Annotated in this window: 18 protein-coding genes and 1 pseudogene; 12 read left to right on the forward strand and 7 right to left on the reverse strand. The window is 70.5% G+C overall.

What is annotated here, in order from left to right; translation table 11 throughout:
- The 4 genes from ABT247_RS23510 to ABT247_RS23525 all read right to left on the reverse strand — a co-directional run.
- On the reverse strand, positions 1-924 hold a 924-nt coding region (locus ABT247_RS23510; RefSeq protein WP_350745306.1), incomplete at its 3' end, for a methyltransferase domain-containing protein.
- Positions 921-1055: a hypothetical protein gene (locus ABT247_RS23515; RefSeq protein WP_350745308.1), complete on the reverse strand. Its 135-nt coding sequence runs from the start codon at positions 1053-1055 to the stop codon at positions 921-923. The genes ABT247_RS23510 and ABT247_RS23515, both read right to left, overlap by 4 nt.
- A gap of 212 nt (positions 1056-1267) precedes the next feature.
- On the reverse strand, positions 1268-1426 hold the full coding sequence (locus ABT247_RS23520; protein WP_350745311.1) for a hypothetical protein: 159 nt from the start codon (positions 1424-1426) through the stop codon (positions 1268-1270).
- Positions 1423-1893, reverse strand: a complete 471-nt coding sequence (locus ABT247_RS23525; RefSeq protein WP_350745313.1) for an ATP-binding protein — start codon at positions 1891-1893, stop codon at positions 1423-1425. Before ABT247_RS23525 ends, ABT247_RS23520 begins: the two co-directional genes overlap by 4 nt.
- A gap of 179 nt (positions 1894-2072) precedes the next feature.
- Here ABT247_RS23525 and ABT247_RS23530 point away from each other — a divergent pair, with 179 nt between their 5' ends.
- The 3 genes and pseudogenes from ABT247_RS23530 to ABT247_RS23540 all read left to right on the forward strand — a co-directional run bounded on the left by ABT247_RS23530 (position 2073) and on the right by ABT247_RS23540 (position 4373).
- The gene (locus ABT247_RS23530) at positions 2073-3350 is read left to right on the forward strand and encodes a helix-turn-helix domain-containing protein (RefSeq protein WP_350745315.1); all 1278 of its coding nucleotides are present in this window, start codon (positions 2073-2075) and stop codon (positions 3348-3350) included.
- On the forward strand, positions 3343-3885 hold the full coding sequence (locus ABT247_RS23535; RefSeq protein ID WP_350745318.1) for a flavoprotein: 543 nt from the start codon (positions 3343-3345) through the stop codon (positions 3883-3885). Before ABT247_RS23530 ends, ABT247_RS23535 begins: the two co-directional genes overlap by 8 nt.
- A gap of 67 nt (positions 3886-3952) precedes the next feature.
- Positions 3953-4373: pseudogene (locus ABT247_RS23540) on the forward strand (NUDIX hydrolase).
- 52 nt (positions 4374-4425) lie between these two features.
- Here ABT247_RS23540 and ABT247_RS23545 read toward each other — a convergent pair.
- Positions 4426-5397, reverse strand: coding sequence for a COX15/CtaA family protein (locus tag ABT247_RS23545; protein ID WP_502892489.1), 972 nt, complete (start codon positions 5395-5397; stop codon positions 4426-4428).
- A 373-nt stretch (positions 5398-5770) separates the two neighbouring features.
- Here ABT247_RS23545 and ABT247_RS23550 point away from each other — a divergent pair, with 373 nt between their 5' ends.
- Positions 5771-6472: an LAETG motif-containing sortase-dependent surface protein gene (locus tag ABT247_RS23550; protein WP_350745320.1), complete on the forward strand. Its 702-nt coding sequence runs from the start codon at positions 5771-5773 to the stop codon at positions 6470-6472.
- Positions 6473-6660: 188 nt separating this feature from the next.
- On the opposite strand, the gene ABT247_RS23555 is transcribed toward ABT247_RS23550, so the two are convergent.
- Together ABT247_RS23555 and ABT247_RS23560 are read right to left on the reverse strand one after the other, a co-directional pair.
- Positions 6661-7380 (reverse strand): ABC transporter permease, encoded by a 720-nt coding sequence (locus tag ABT247_RS23555; protein ID WP_350745341.1) that lies wholly within the window; start codon positions 7378-7380, stop codon positions 6661-6663.
- A 152-nt stretch (positions 7381-7532) separates the two neighbouring features.
- A complete protein-coding gene (locus ABT247_RS23560; RefSeq protein ID WP_350745323.1) occupies positions 7533-8459 on the reverse strand; it encodes an ABC transporter ATP-binding protein in 927 nt (308 codons plus the stop codon).
- Positions 8460-8623: 164 nt separating this feature from the next.
- On the opposite strand from ABT247_RS23560, the gene ABT247_RS23565 reads away from it, so the two are divergent.
- From ABT247_RS23565 to ABT247_RS23600, 8 genes are read left to right on the forward strand one after another with little or no spacing between them, the layout of a single operon-like run.
- On the forward strand, positions 8624-9481 hold the full coding sequence (locus ABT247_RS23565) for a helix-turn-helix transcriptional regulator (RefSeq protein ID WP_350745344.1): 858 nt from the start codon (positions 8624-8626) through the stop codon (positions 9479-9481).
- Between the two features lie 9 nt (positions 9482-9490).
- Complete coding sequence (sufB, locus tag ABT247_RS23570) at positions 9491-10906, forward strand: Fe-S cluster assembly protein SufB (RefSeq protein WP_030290241.1); 1416 nt, start codon at positions 9491-9493, stop codon at positions 10904-10906.
- Between the two features lie 58 nt (positions 10907-10964).
- Complete coding sequence (gene sufD / locus ABT247_RS23575) at positions 10965-12194, forward strand: Fe-S cluster assembly protein SufD (RefSeq protein WP_350745327.1); 1230 nt, start codon at positions 10965-10967, stop codon at positions 12192-12194.
- 4 nt (positions 12195-12198) lie between these two features.
- On the forward strand, positions 12199-12516 hold the full coding sequence (locus ABT247_RS23580; RefSeq protein WP_153463212.1) for a bifunctional 3-phenylpropionate/cinnamic acid dioxygenase ferredoxin subunit: 318 nt from the start codon (positions 12199-12201) through the stop codon (positions 12514-12516).
- 6 nt (positions 12517-12522) lie between these two features.
- Entirely contained in the window at positions 12523-13287 is a 765-nt protein-coding gene (sufC, locus tag ABT247_RS23585; RefSeq protein ID WP_030290237.1) for a Fe-S cluster assembly ATPase SufC, read from the forward strand.
- Positions 13284-14558 carry a cysteine desulfurase gene (locus tag ABT247_RS23590; protein ID WP_350745330.1) on the forward strand — a complete coding sequence of 425 codons (1275 nt, stop codon included), beginning with the start codon at positions 13284-13286 and terminating at the stop codon, positions 14556-14558. The genes sufC and ABT247_RS23590 overlap by 4 nt, the downstream gene beginning before the upstream one ends.
- Positions 14559-14577: 19 nt before the next feature.
- Positions 14578-15027 carry a Fe-S cluster assembly sulfur transfer protein SufU gene (gene sufU / locus ABT247_RS23595; RefSeq protein ID WP_350745332.1) on the forward strand — a complete coding sequence of 150 codons (450 nt, stop codon included), beginning with the start codon at positions 14578-14580 and terminating at the stop codon, positions 15025-15027.
- 21 nt (positions 15028-15048) lie between these two features.
- Complete coding sequence (locus ABT247_RS23600) at positions 15049-15426, forward strand: metal-sulfur cluster assembly factor (protein ID WP_350745335.1); 378 nt, start codon at positions 15049-15051, stop codon at positions 15424-15426.
- Positions 15427-15481: the final 55 nt, after the last annotated feature.

The following is a 15481-nucleotide window of genomic DNA, read 5'->3' on the forward strand; positions in this document are numbered from 1 at the left end:
GCCCGGCTCCTCCTCCCAGACGGTCCACACGTCGCCCAGTCGCAGGCCGAGGGCGAACCGGGCCTCCCAGTGGTCGCCCGTGACCTCCCACGGGGGCAGTACGGTTTCGGACTCCTCCGGAACGTGTTCGTCCCGGACGACATCGCGGAAGATCCGCAGGTCCTGCCGCTGGTTGCGCATCAGCATGAACGCGGAGTGCGGGCTGAAGCGGCCCTGGGCCCGGTCACGCTCGACGGTGAGCCTGAGCAGCCCCCAGCACAGCATCGGGCTGTCCCAGGGGGTGAGGACGAGGCCGCCCGGGCGGGTCTGGTCGATCCATGCCCGAGGCACCCGGCGGACCGCGCAGGTGGAGATGATCCGGTCGTACGGCTGACGGTGCTGCCAGCCCAGGGAGCCGTCTGCGCAGATCAGGTCCACGTCCGTGCCGGCTGCGTTCAGGGACGCCCACGCCTGCTCGGAGACCGCGTGGTCGATCTCGATCGAGGTGACGCGTCCGGGGCCGAGGCGGTGGGCGAGGAGAGCCGCGTTCCAACCGGTGCCGGTACCGATCTCCAGGACGTTCATACCGGGCCGGACGTCGAGGTCGCGGAGCATGCGGACGACGATGGAGGGGGCGGAGGCCGAGGAGGACGGCCAGGCTTCGCCCGGGTCGGCCGGTACCTGGCCGTCATTGACCTGGGTGACGACGGGCAGGTCCGCGTAAGCCGCCTCGAACCACCGCTGGTGGTCGGTGGACAGGTCGCAGGGCTCGTAGCCGCCCCGGTCGTCCTCCAGCCAGATCCGCTCGGGGAGGAAGCGGTGGCGCGGGACTGCGGTGATCGCCTCCTTCCACTCGCGGGGGACGGGGCCGCCGAGTGCTTCGCCGACGGCCCGGAGCAGGCCGCGAACGGCGGCCTGCTCCGGTCGGTGCGCGTGGTCCGTCACTTCTCGCTCTCGTCCTTCTTGTGCTTCGGTTCGGGCGCCGGCCGCGTTCCGTCGGGGGACGGCTTGCTCGTGCCGGGGTCCTTCTTGCCGCCGTGCTTGCCGCCGCTGGGCTTGTCGGTTCCCCAACCCATGGGGGCCTCCTCGTGCGTTGTCGTTGTGGTGGTCGTGCGTTCCGGTGGGGCGCTACCGGTCCGGAGGCCGGGGGGTCGGCGGACTCTGCGGCTTCGGCGGGGGCGGTTTCGGCTCGGGTCGGGACATGGTCGTGCTCCTTTTCGAGGGGGTGGAGAGAGAAGTGAGTCGGTCGTCCCGTCCGCGCCGCCGGACCGGCGGCGCGAACGGGAGTTCAGTGGGAGCGGTTGATCAGCACCAGGGCCGCGACGATGAGGTGCAGCCCGGCAGCGGCGGACACCCCGCAGGCGGCCAAGACGCGGGTGGGGTCGGGCACGGACGGCGGCCGCGCTTCGGCGGAGGGGTAACTGGCCTCCGGTGGCTCCGAGTTCACCGGGGGACCGGCGCCGGCACGGCAAGGTCGGCGTGGACGACCTTGCCGAACGGGAGGAGCGTGACGCCCCAGCGGCCGTGCGTGAGCCGGTGGACCATCGCCAGGCCCCGGCCGGACGTGGCGCCGGGGCCGGCCTGGACCATCACGGGCAGCGACCGGGAGCCGTCGCCGACGAGGATGCGGACCACCCGCTCGGTCGGCCGGCGGACGCCGACGAGCATGCGGGTCCGGCAGCCGGTCCTGAGGGAGTTGGTGGCCAACTCGCTGACGATCACGCTGGCGTCGTCCGCCAGGTCGTCCAGCCCCCACTCAAGAAGCTTGGCCACGACGAACCGGCGCGCAGCGGCCACCGATTCGGGCCGGTAGGGCAGGCATGTGGTCATCGGTGCGGCACGCGCGCGGACGCTCGCGGCCGAGCCCTGTGGGAGACCGGCGTTGCTTCTCCCACCGTTCGAAACGAGGGTCATCGGCGCTTCTCCTTAGCGAGTCGGGGCGAGGCTGCTGACGAACAGACAACTGCACATCGCTGCCGGACGGCTGGGCCCGAAGCCGGCCGTGCATGGTTCATGCAGATCGCGCATCACCGGCTGTCCCCGTACGGCTACGCTCGGCATATCGGGTGTGATCGATGCCAGCGGGAGGATCCATGTCGTGGAAGGCGAACGGGCACTCCGCGTCACTCGCGCCCGGCGAAGTGATTCGCCGGGCGCGAGTGCTCAGCGGCCGTTCCCAGGCGGATGTGGCTTCTGAGCTGGGTTACCACCAGTCGAAGATCAGCCGGCTGGAGAGTGGTCGGGGAACGCAGGACGTGGCTGTTCTGCGGGCCGTTGCCGTCGTGCTCGACATTCCTCCAGAGAGACTCGGCCTTGCCTCTCCGCCCGGCGCGGACAGCAGGACGGACGACATGCACCGCCGCAACTTCCTGGCGGCGAGCGTTGTTGCGCTCGCCGCCCCGGCAGGGCCGCCCCGGGCAGGGACGGATCTCGTCCGAGAGCTCCTACCGGGGCCGGTATTCCCTGATCGCCCACCACAGTCCCCGGCGGCTCTTGCAGCCCGGCTGTCCAAGGCGCGCGGACACTTCTATTCCTGCCGGTACGCCGAACTCGAAGCAGATCTGCCGCAGCTGATCGCCGACCTCCGTCAGGCGCAGAATGCGGGGTCAGGTGACGGTCAGGCTCTTTCAGGCATGCTTGCGACGGCCTATCAGACCGCTGTGAGCCTGTTGCTCAAGCTCGGCGATCAGGGCAACGCCTGGCTCGCGGTCGGCAGGGCCATGGCCGAGGCCGAGCGCAGCGGTGATCCGGTGGTGATGGCTTCCAGCGTCCGCGTTCAGGTCCATGTCCTGGCGCGAGACCGGCACACCGGGCCTGCCATCAGCCTCATTCGTCACACTGCAGACCAACTCGGCGGCGGCTACGACCGGAGATCGCCCCAGTACCTTGCTGCCTTCGGACTCATGCTCCTCCGTGGTGTGACCGCAGCCAGCGCAGGTGGAGATCGGGCGACGGCTGCGGAACTCCTCACGGAGGCTCGGGACGTCGCACGCTACGTCGCCCTCGACGGACCGGATTCATGGGCGAATTTCAGTCCCACCAACGTCGCACTCCATGCGGTCAGTTCTGCGGTGGCGCTCGGCGATGCCGGGGCGGCATTGGAGGCAGCTCGGCCCCTGATGCGGCGCCGGATCCCCGTTCCGGAACGGCGGGCGGCACTGTGGGTGGACGCTGCACGGGCTTACAGCCAACAAGGCAGACTCTCCGAGGGATACCAAGCACTCAGAATCGCAGAGATCTGCGCGTCCGAAGACATTCGCCGCCGTCCCAGCGTGCTGGAACTGGTCGGTGACATGGCAGCGCGCGATCGACGCGCTACTGTCCCGGAACTTCGTCGCTTCTGCCATGAGTTGGGGGTTCACATTGACTGAGAACCGCGAGCCTTTCCTCTACGTCGTCGTCTGCGCTTCGGGAATCGCCGACGGCGTGGGCGAGCTGATCGCCGCAGCCCACGTCGAAGGCTGGAAAGTCGGGGTGATCGCCACGCCCAGCGCTCTCGGTTTCATAGACCAGGCAGCCATCGAGGCACAGACCGGCTACCCGATCCGGTCGGCCTGGCGCACGCCGAGCATTCCGCAACCGTTGCCTCCGGCGGACGCCATCGCGGTCGCTCCCGCGACGTTCAACACCGTCAACAAGTGGGCCGCCGGCATCTCCGACACTCTTGCTCTCGGCATCCTCTGCGAGGCGTACGGGCTCGGCATCCCTGTCGCTGTCCAGCCCTATGTCAACTCTGCCCAGGCCGCCCACCCGGCCTATTCGGAGAGCCTGGCCCGACTGCGCTCGATGGGCGTCCTGATCGGCGACTACGTGCCCCACAAGCCCAAGTCCGGGGGCGGGCGTGACAAGTACAGCTGGACCCATGTCCTGGATCTGCTCCGTTCCACTCGCAGCGCTCTTTCGTAGCCGGACACGTGACGAGCAAACGCTGCGAAGCGCGATGCCGCAGGAGGTAAGGATGCCGCCGCTCCAGATGCCGCCGCTCCACTCGGTGTCCGTCGCGGGAGTGGTGGTACGTGAGGACGGCCGAGTGCTCGCGATCAGGCGGGCCGACAACGGGGCCTGGGAGCCTCCGGGTGGCGTCCTCGAACTCAGCGAGGCCGTCGAGGACGGTGTGCGCCGTGAGGTTCGAGGAGACCGGTATCGACGTCGGGGTGGAGCGGCTGACCGGTGTCTACAAGAACCTGCGCCGAGGGGTCGTCGCCCTGGTTTTCCGCTGCCGACCGGCGAGCGGAGCCGAACAGCTCTCGGATGAGTCGATAGAGATCGCCTGGCTCACGACGGACGAGATCTCCGACCGCATGGCCGAGGTCTATGCCGTACGTGTCCTGGACGCGCTTCGGGACGGCACCGTCCCGCTCATCCGCACCCACGACGGCCGACGGCTGCTGTGACACGGCGAAGGCCCCCATCGCATCGGTGGTTTCTCGGGGCCTTCGCCGGTGGTCACACCGTGGCAGCCTGCGGGGCCTGGGTGGGCAGGTGTGCCGGGGCCTCCTCCTGCTCCCTCACGCGCAGGGCGAGGGGGATCCGCAGGGCGGCGATCCAGGTGAGGCTTGCGCCGAGCATGTGCAGGCCGACCATCAGCTCGGGGGCGTCCGTGAAGTACTGCACGAAGCCGAGGACGCCCTGCAGCAGCAGCACCGCCAGCAGTTCCTTCGTTCTGGCCTTGGCGGGCTGCGGGGCCTTCACCGCCGCGAAGACGAAGATCATCGCGATGGTCAGTCCCACCGAGACGAACGCGAAGTCGGCGTGGAACTGGGCCAGCCGGTCGTAGTCGATCGGGATGCGCGGGACGATCTTGTTGTCCTGGGGCGTACCGGGGTGATGACCGGCTCCGGTGACCAGGGTGCCGGCCGCGACCAGCAGGCCGACCACCGCCACCAGCACGTACGAGAGCTGGTGGATCGGGCGGGCCACCGACAGCTTCGCCGGGCCGTCGCCCTCCTTGCTGCGCTCCCACATCAGCAGCGCGACCCAGACCAGGCCCATCGCGGCGATCATGTGCAGCGCCACGGTGTACGGGTTGAGGCCGGTCAGCACGGTGATGCCGCCGAGCACGGCGTTGCTCATCACCAGCCAGAACTGCGCCCAGCCGAGCCGGGTCAGCCCGCGCCGCCACGGCCGGTGGCAGCGGGCGGCCAGGATCGCCCAGCCGACCGCCGCGCTGAGCACGTAGGTGAGCATCCGGTTGGTGAACTCGACGACGCCGTGGAAGCCCATCTCGGCGGTGGGCGTCAGGCTCTCGTCGGTGCAGCGGGGCCAGGTCGTGCAGCCGAGGCCGGAGGCGGTGAGCCGGACGGCGCCGCCGGTGACGACGATCACCACGCTCATCACCAGCGCGGCGAACGCGGCGCGCCGGACCATCGCGGCGGAGGGCTGCCAGCGCTCGGCGAGCAGGGAGAAGGGGGTACGCACGCCGTCAATCGTAGGTGCCCTTACAGGCGATCTTCGGCCGGGGCACGGCCCGGGGCGGCGAGTGCGGCCGGATGGTTTGTCGACTGACTGCCGAACGTCCTCCGCAGACCGAACCTGATCGCCGGTTGGCGCCGTTGTTCTCCAGAGGTGACCAAGTTCATTCAAGTTCGCCCGATCCGCGTTCTGCGAGGTGACGGCTGTGATGGGCTGGTCAAGCACATCCGGGAACGGACCGACAGACGAAATCCGGTCGTGCGGCGGGGTGTGGCGAGGTGCGGGGGTGCCGGTAGAGTCCCCCGGACAGTCGTAGCGGGCTACCGCGATCCACTTCAACGCGCCTGCTGCGCAAGACCGTTCGGAGGGGAACAGCGTAATGGCGCGACAGCAGCGGCACATTCGGATCGGCGCGACGGCGCTCGCCGGTACGGCGGCGGCCGGTTTTCTCCTGCCACTTGCCCTGGCCACCGGTGCCTCGGCGCACGTCCCGACCTGGTCGGTGACCTGCGACAAGGTCGTGGTCAACCTGATCAACTACAGCCCGAAGCCTGACGTGAAGAACACCGTCAGCCTCACCATCGACGGCGAGAAGGTCCTGGACGCCAAGACCTTCCCCGCGGAGTTCCACGGCACCTTCCCGGTGAAGGACCACGACGCCCCGATCAAGGCCAACCTGGTGGTCAGCACCACGGAGAACCCGGCCGAGAAGGGCTGGAACATCAACGAGACCAAGACCATCGAGCCGTGCCACACGCCGACTCCGACGCCGACCCCCACCAAGACCCCGACTCCGACCCCCACCCCGACGCCCACCCGGACGGCGACCCCGACCCCCACCCCCACGCCGAGCACCACCCCGCCGGGCACCCCCGCCCCCTCGGCCACCCCGACGCCGTCGGCGACGCCCGTCCCGACCAGGAGCCCGGCCGCCCCGGCGCCCGCCACCAGTGCCCCGGCGCTCGCCCAGACCGGTAGCAGCGACGCCACCCCGATGATCGCGGCGGCCGGTGGCGGCGTGCTGCTGGTGGGCGGCGCGCTGGTGCTGCTGGCCCGCAAGCGGCGCGGCAGCCGGGGCTGATCCCGGCCCGGCGCGGCAGCCGGGGCTGATCGCGCCCGTCGGCCGATCACCCGAACAGCCGAACGCCCGGACGCACCGCACAGCAGCGACGCCCCCCGGCCACTCGAGGCCGGGGGGCGTCGTCGCATCGGTGGTGCGGGCGCCGCCGCCGTGCGGTGCGGGCGCGCGGCCCGGGGAACCGGCGCGGGCTACTCCCAGCGGAAGAACCGGGCGGCCGCGGCCAGCCCGAGCACCGACCAGCCGGCCAGCAGGCCGAGGTCCGACCAGGGCACCCCGGCGCCGTGCTGCAGCACCGACCGCAGACCGTCCGAGAGCGCCGAGATCGGCAGCAGCTCCAGCACCGAGCGCACGGCGCCCGGGAACCGGCTCAGCGGCACGATCACCCCGCCGGCCAGCAGCAGCAGGATGAACACCAGGTTCGCGGCGGCCAGCGTGGCCTCGGCCTTCAGGGTGCCGGCCATCAGCAGGCCGAGCCCCGAGAACGCGGCGGTGCCGAGCACCAGCAGCGCGACCACGGCGAGGGGGTTGCCGTGCGGGGACCAGCCGAGCGCCAGCGCGATGACCGACAGCAGGGCGACCTGCAGCGCCTCGGTGACCAGCACGCAGCCGGTCTTGGCGGTCAGCAGCGTCCAGCGGGGCAGCGGGCTGGCACCGAGCCGCTTCAGCACGCCGTACCGGCGTTCGAAGCCGGTGGCGATGGCCTGGCCGGTGAAGGCCGTGGACATCACGGCGAGCGCCAGCAGCCCGGGCGCCAGGAAGTCGACCCGCTTGCCGGGGCCCTCCACCGCGACGATGTCGACGGCGGAGAACAGCACCAGCAGCACCGTCGGGATGACCACGGTGAGCAGCAGCTGCTCGCCGTTGCGCAGCAGCATCCGGGTCTCGAAGGCCGTCTGGGCCAGCAGCATCCGGCCGACCGGGGCCGCTCCCGGCTTCGGCGAGTAGTCCGTCCGGGAGCGGCCCGCCGGGGAGCCGCCGGTCGGGGCGCCACCCGCCGGGGAGCCGTCCGTCGGCGAGCCGTCCGTCGTGGTGGCGCTCGTCGTTCCCGCGCTCCGCTCGCTCATGCGCGCAGCTCCCGTCCGGTCAGGTCGAGGAAGACGTCTTCGAGGCTCCGGCGCTGTACGGACAGCCGCTCGGGCAGGATGCCGGAGGCCGCGCACCAGCCGGTGACGGTGGCGACCAGCTGCGGGTCCACCGGCGCCTCGACGCGGTAGCTGCCGGGGGCGGCCTCCGAGGCGGTGGCCCCGGCGGGCAGCTCCGCGAGCAGCGGGCCGAGGTCGAGCCCGGGCGGTCCGTCGAAGCGCAGGGCGTTCTCGTCGCCGCCGCGGCACAGCTCCTCGGTGGTGCCGTCGGCGATCACCCTGCCGCGGTCGACGACGGCGACGCGGTCGGCGAGCTGCTCGGCCTCCTCCATGTGGTGGGTGGTGACCACCACGGTGACGCCGTCCCGGCGCAGGTCGCGGACCAGCTCCCAGGTGGCGCGGCGGGCCTGGGGGTCGAGGCCGGCGGTGGGCTCGTCCAGGAAGACCAGCTCGGGGCGGCCGACCACGGCCATCGCCAGGGCGAGCCGCTGCTGCTGGCCGCCGGACAGCCGGCGGTAGGTGGTGCGGCCGCAGGAGCCGAGTCCGAGGCGCTCGACCAGGGCGTCCACGTCCAGGGGGTCGGCGTGCAGCTTGGCGGTGTGCCGCAGCATCTCGACGGCGCGCGCGCCCGCGTACACGCCTCCGGACTGGAGCATCACGCCGATCCGGGGGCGCAGGGCGGCGCTCTGGGTGACCGGGTCGAGGCCGAGGACGCGGACGGTGCCGGCGTCGGGGCGGCGGTAGCCCTCGCAGGTCTCGATGGTGGTGGTCTTGCCGGCGCCGTTGGGGCCGAGGACGGCGGTGATCGCGCCGGCCGGGATGGTGAGGTCGAGGCCGTCCACGGCCGCCTTGTCGCCGTAGCGCTTGACCAGCCCGGCGATCTTGACCGCGGGTTCGGAGTGCATACGGGCGAGTGTAAGAGGACCCGACGGACCGGCCGGACGGCGGCCCGAGGGACGGTCCGTGCAGGTCAGGTAAGCCTTACCTGCGTGACAGATGACACCAGTGAGGCCTGGATCACGGCTTGTCCCGACGGAAGCAATTACGCAACACTGGTGTTGTGAAAAACATGCGCGAGCACGCCCAGCAGCAGGAGGCCGAGCCGGCCTCCGACTGCGACGTGCCCGTGACGGCGGCCGAGGTGCTGCTGGAGGGCCACCGCGCCACCCGCGACCGGGTCGCCCGTTCCATCCTGGACCACGGCCCCTCCTCCGCCGCCGACCTGGCGAACCGGCTCGGCCTCACCGCCGCCGCCGTCCGCCGCCACCTGGACGGGCTCGCCGCCGCCGGACTGGTCGAGTCCCGCGAACAGCGGGTCTACGGCAGCCGGGGCCGGGGCCGTCCGGCCAAGGTCTTCGCGCTGACCGACGCCGGCCGGGACGCCTTCTACCAGGCGTACGACCAGCTCGCCGCCGACGCGCTGCGCTGGATCTCGGACTCGGTGGGCGGCGGGAAGGCGGGGGAGGAGGCGGTCGCCGCCTTCGCCCGCGCGCGGTTCGGCAAGCAGGGCGAGAAGTACCGGAACAGCCTGCGGCAGGCCGACGCCCAGGAGCGCCCGGAGGCCCTCGCCCAGGCGCTCAGCGCCGACGGGTACGCTGCCACGGTGCGGCGCGTGCCGTCGGCCGGGGCCAAGGCCCCGGCGGGCGCCCAGCTCTGCCAGCACCACTGCCCGGTCGCGCACATCGCCGAGCAGTTCCCGCAGCTCTGCGAGGCGGAGACCGAGGTCTTCTCCCAGCTCCTGGGCACCCATGTGCAACGACTGGCCACCATCGCCCACGGCGACGGGGTCTGCACCACCTATGTGCCGGCACCCGGTGCCGCATCGTCGCCCGCCCGGCCCCCCGCGGCCCGCGGCTCCGATGCAGTGCCGACTGCCGGTACGTCCACCGAAGATTCTGCGTCCGAAGATTCTGCGTCCGCGCGTTAGGAAGCTCGCATGACTGACACCGTTTCGCACCCCGAGCTCGAGGGCCTGGGCAATTACGAGTACGGCTGGGCCGACCCGGACACCGCCGGTGCCGCGGCCAAGCGCGGGCTCAGCGAGGAGGTCGTCCGCGACATCTCCGCGAAGAAGAACGAGTCCGAGTGGATGCTGAACCTGCGGCTCAAGGGCCTGAAGCTGTTCGGCAAGAAGCCCATGCCGACCTGGGGCTCCGACCTCTCCGGCATCGACTTCGACAACATCAAGTACTTCGTCCGCTCCACCGAGAAGCAGGCCGAGTCCTGGGAGGACCTGCCGGCGGACATCAAGGCGACCTACGACAAGCTGGGCATCCCGGAGGCGGAGAAGCAGCGCCTGGTCGCCGGCGTCGCCGCCCAGTACGAGTCCGAGGTCGTCTACCACCAGATCCGCGAGGACCTGGAGGAGCAGGGCGTCATCTTCCTGGACACCGACACCGCGCTGCGCGAGCACCCGGAGCTGTTCAAGGAGTACTTCGGCACCGTCATCCCGGCCGGCGACAACAAGTTCGCCGCGCTGAACACGGCCGTGTGGTCCGGCGGCTCCTTCATCTACGTGCCGAAGGGCGTGCACGTCGACATCCCGCTGCAGGCCTACTTCCGGATCAACACCGAGAACATGGGCCAGTTCGAGCGGACGCTGATCATCGTCGACGAGGACGCCTACGTCCACTACGTCGAGGGCTGCACCGCGCCGATCTACTCCTCCGACTCGCTGCACTCGGCGGTCGTGGAGATCATCGTCAAGAAGGGCGGCCGCTGCCGCTACACGACCATCCAGAACTGGTCGAACAACGTCTACAACCTGGTCACCAAGCGCGCCGTGGCGTACGAGGGCGCGACCATGGAATGGGTCGACGGCAACATCGGCTCCAAGGTCACCATGAAGTACCCGGCCGTCTACCTGATGGGCGAGCACGCCAAGGGCGAGACCCTGTCGATCGCCTTCGCGGGCGAGGGCCAGCACCAGGACGCCGGCGCCAAGATGGTGCACATGGCGCCGAACACCTCCTCGCACATCGTCTCCAAGTCGGTGGCGCGCGGCGGCGGCCGGACCTCCTACCGCGGTCTGATCGAGATCGGCGAGGGCTCGCACGGCGCCAAGTCCAACGTGCTGTGCGACGCGCTGCTGGTCGACACCATCTCCCGCTCGGACACCTACCCCTACGTGGACGTCCGCGAGGACGACGTGTCCATGGGCCACGAGGCGACCGTCTCCAAGGTCAGCGAGGACCAGCTGTTCTACCTGATGAGCCGCGGCCTGACCGAGACCGAGGCGATGGCCATGATCGTGCGCGGCTTCGTCGAGCCGATCGCGCGCGAGCTGCCGATGGAGTACGCGCTGGAGCTCAACCGGCTGATCGAGCTGCAGATGGAGGGTGCGGTCGGCTGACGCCCGGCCGACCACCCGCCGTCCACTGATTTCGAGGAAGAGAGCACAACGAACAGCCATGGCTGAGCAGAACACCACCGGCTCCACCACCGCCGGTTCGATCGAGGTCGGGACCGCCGGCGCGGGCGCGCAGCTCGCCGGTCCCGGCACCGGCCGGACCGCGGTCCAGCAGCCGATCGACGCGCGCGTCGCCGTCAAGCCGTCCTTCGACGTGAACGACTTCCCGGTGCCGCACGGCCGCGAGGAGGACTGGCGGTTCACCCCGCTGCACCGCCTCGGCGGGCTGCACGACGGGACGGCCGCCGAGGCCGAGCGGGGCGAGGACAAGGTCGAGTTCACGCTGCCGGACGGCGTCACCGCCGAGACCGTCGGCCGGGACGACGCCCGCCTGGGCAAGGCCGGCACGCCGGTCGACCGGGTCGCCGCGCAGGCCTTCAGCGCCTTCGAGCAGGCCCTCGTGGTGACCGTCCCCAAGGACGCGGTGCTGACCGAGCCGGTCAAGATCGACGTGCGCGCCGAGGGCGGGGTCCGCTTCGCCCACGTGGTGATCGACGTCAAGCCGTTCGCCGAGGCCGTGGTCGTGCTCAACCACGCCGGCACCGGCACCCGGGCCGCCAACGTCGAGCTGCTGGTCGGCGACGGTGCCAAGCTCACCTTCGTCTCCGTCCAGGACTGGGACCGCGACGCCGTGCACGCCGCCCAGCACAACGCGCTGGTCGGCCGGGACGCCTCCTTCAAGTCGGTGGTCGTCACCTTCGGCGGCGACCTCGTCCGCCTGCACCCCCGGGTCAACTACACCGGCCCCGGCGGCGAGGCCGAGCTGTTCGGCCTGTACTTCGCCGACGCCGGCCAGCACCTGGAGCACCGCCTGGTCATCGACCACGACACGCCGCACTGCCGGTCGAACGTGGCGTACAAGGGCGCGCTGCAGGGCCAGGACGCGCACGCCGTGTGGGTCGGTGACGTGCTGATCCGCGCCGCCGCGCTCGGCACCGACACCTACGAGCTCAACCGGAACCTGGTGCTCACCGACGGCGCCCGGGTCGACTCGATCCCGAACCTGGAGATCGAGACCGGCGAGATCGTCGGCGCCGGCCACGCCTCCGCGACCGGTCGCTTCGACGACGAGCAGCTGTTCTACCTGATGGCCCGCGGCATCCCGGCCGACGAGGCCCGGCGCCTGGTCGTCCGCGGCTTCTTCGCCGAGCTGCTGCAGCAGATCGGCGTCGCCGAGGTGCAGGAGCAGCTCATGGAGAAGATCGAGGCCGAGCTGGAAGCGGCGGTCTGACCAGATGACCTTCCTGCGTGCCTGCGCGCTGAGCGACCTCCAGGAGGACGTGCCCAAGCGCGTGGACCTCAACGGCGTGCCGGTCTCGGTCGTCCGCACCGACGAGGGGGTGTTCGCGATCAACGACATCTGCTCGCACGCGAACGTCTCGCTCTCCGAGGGCGAGGTCGAGGACTGCATGATCGAGTGCTGGCTGCACGGCTCCAGCTTCGACCTGCGCACCGGCAAGCCCTCCGGCCTGCCCGCCACCAAGCCGGTCGCTGTCTACCCCGTAAAGATCGAAGGGGACGATGTGCTCGTCTCCGTCAACCAGGAGTCCTGAGTACACATGGCAACCCTTGAAATCCGCGACCTGCACGTCTCCGTCGAGGCCGAGAACGGCCCGCGCGAGATCCTGAAGGGCGTCGACCTGACCGTGAAGCAGGGCGAGACCCACGCCATCATGGGTCCGAACGGCTCCGGCAAGTCCACCCTGGCCTACTCGCTGGCCGGCCACCCCAAGTACACCGTCACCGGCGGCTCCGTGCTGCTGGACGGCGAGGACGTGCTGGAGATGTCCGTCGACGAGCGTGCCAAGGCCGGCGTGTTCCTGGCCATGCAGTACCCGGTCGAGGTCCCCGGCGTCTCGGTCTCCAACTTCCTGCGCACCGCCGCCACCGCCGTCCGCGGCGAGGCCCCGAAGCTGCGGCTGTGGGTGAAGGAGGTCAAGGAGGCGATGGCCGCCCTCCAGATGGACCCGGCCTTCGCCGAGCGCAACGTCAACGAGGGCTTCTCCGGCGGCGAGAAGAAGCGCCACGAGATCCTCCAGCTGGAGCTGCTCAAGCCGAAGATCGCGATCCTCGACGAGACCGACTCCGGCCTGGACGTCGACGCGCTGCGGATCGTCTCCGAGGGCATCAACCGGGTCCGCTCGACCGGCGAGGTCGGCACCCTGCTGGTGACCCATTACACCCGCATCCTGCGGTACATCAAGCCCGACTACGTCCACGTCTTCGCGGGCGGCCGCATCGTCGAGTCCGGCGGCGCCGAGCTGGCCGACAAGCTGGAGAACGAGGGCTACGAGGCCTATGTGAAGGGGGGCGCATCCGAGTGACGCATGCCCATGAGCGTTCGGGCCTGGCGGGTCTGCTCGACACCGACGCGATCCGCAAGGACTTCCCGGTCCTCCAGCGGCTGCTGCACGACGACAAGCCGCTGGTCTACCTGGACAACGCGGCGACCTCGCAGAAGCCGCGCCAGGTGCTCGAGGCGCTGAACGCCTACTACGAGCGGCACAACGCCAACGTCCACCGCGGCGTGCACGTGCTCGCCGAGGAGGCCACGGCGCTGTACGAGGGCGCCCGGGACAAGGTCGCGGCCTTCGTCAACGCGCCCAGCCGCGACGAGGTGATCTTCACCAAGAACGCCTCGGAGTCGCTCAACCTCGTGGCCAACATGCTCGGTTGGGCCGACGAGCCGTACCGGGTCGACGCCGACTCCGAGATCGTGATCACGGAGATGGAGCACCACTCCAACATCGTCCCGTGGCAGCTGCTGTCGCAGCGCACCGGTGCGAAGCTGAAGTGGTTCGGGCTGACCGACGAGGGCCGGCTCGACCTCTCGGACATCGACGAGCTGATCACCGAGAAGACCAAGGTGGTCTCCTTCACCCTGGTCTCCAACCTGCTCGGCACGATCAACCCGGTCGAGACGATCGTCCGCAAGGCCCAGTCGGTCGGCGCGCTGGTCGTCATCGATGCCTCGCAGGCCGCGCCGCACATGGTGCTGGACGTGCAGGCGCTGGAGGCCGACTTCGTCGCCTTCACCGGCCACAAGATGCTCGGCCCGACCGGCATCGGCGTGCTCTGGGGCCGCCAGGAGCTGCTGGAGGACCTCCCGCCGTTCCTCGGCGGCGGCGAGATGATCGAGACCGTCACCATGGGCTCGTCCACCTACGCCCCGGCGCCGCACAAGTTCGAGGCCGGCACCCCGCCGATCGCCCAGGCGGTCGGGCTCGGCGCGGCCATCGACTACCTCCAGGGCATCGGGATGGACCGGATCGCGGCGCACGAGCACGCGATCACCGAGTACGCCGTCGAGCGGCTGCTGGAGGTCCCCGACCTGCGGATCATCGGCCCCCGTTCGGCCGTCGACCGCGGCGCGGCGATCTCCTTCACGCTCGGTGACATCCACCCGCACGACGTGGGCCAGGTGCTGGACGAGCAGGGCATCGCCGTGCGCGTCGGCCACCACTGCGCGCGGCCGGTCTGCCTCCGGTACGGAATTCCGGCGACCACGCGGGCGTCGTTCTATCTGTACTCGACGCCGGGCGAGGTCGACGCGCTGATCGACGGCCTGCACCACGTCCGGAACTTCTTCGGCTGACGGACGGGGCAGGACGATCATGAAGCTCGACTCGATGTACCAGGAGATCATCCTGGACCACTACCGCAACCCCCACGGCAAGGGGCTGCGGGACGGTGACGCCGAGGTGCACCACGTCAACCCGACGTGCGGCGACGAGATCACCCTGCGGGTGAAGCTCGACGGCTCGACGGTCGCCGACGTCTCGTACGAGTCACAGGGCTGTTCGATCAGCCAGGCGAGCGCCTCGGTGCTCAACGACCTGGTGGTCGGCAAGACCGTCGGCGAGGCGCAGGCGGTCCAGGAGGCCTTCCTGGAGCTGATGCAGAGCAAGGGCCAGGCCGAGGGCGACGAGGAGGTGCTGGAGGACGCGGTCGCGTTCGCCGGTGTCTCCAAGTACCCGGCCCGGGTCAAGTGCGCCCTGCTCAGCTGGATGGCCTGGAAGGACGCCACCGCGCAGGCCCTCGCCAACCCCGCCGTGAACGACTGACCCGCAGAGGAGGACAGAACCATGAGTGACGAAACCCCCTCCGCCGCGGAGGAGCAGCCGAACGGCCTCATCGTCGGCACCACCGCCGGCACCGTCTCGGTCGAGGACCTGACCGAGGCCCTGATGGACGTCGTCGACCCCGAACTGGGCATCGACGTCGTCAACCTGGGCCTGATCTACGGCATCCACATCGACGAGTCCGACGTGGCCACCATCGACATGACGCTCACCTCGGCGGCCTGCCCGCTGACCGACGTCATCGAGGACCAGGCCAAGACCGCCACCGACGGCCTGGTCCAGGACCTGCGGATCAACTGGGTCTGGATGCCGCCGTGGGGCCCGGACAAGATCACCGACGACGGGCGCGAGCAGCTGCGGGCGCTGGGCTTCAACGTCTGAGGTCGTAGGCCGGTCGTTCGTCGTTCCGCTGCCGCGCGAACCTTCGGGTTGGCGC

Source organism: Kitasatospora sp. NPDC001539, assembly GCF_040298565.1.
GTDB lineage: Bacteria > Actinomycetota > Actinomycetes > Streptomycetales > Streptomycetaceae > Kitasatospora.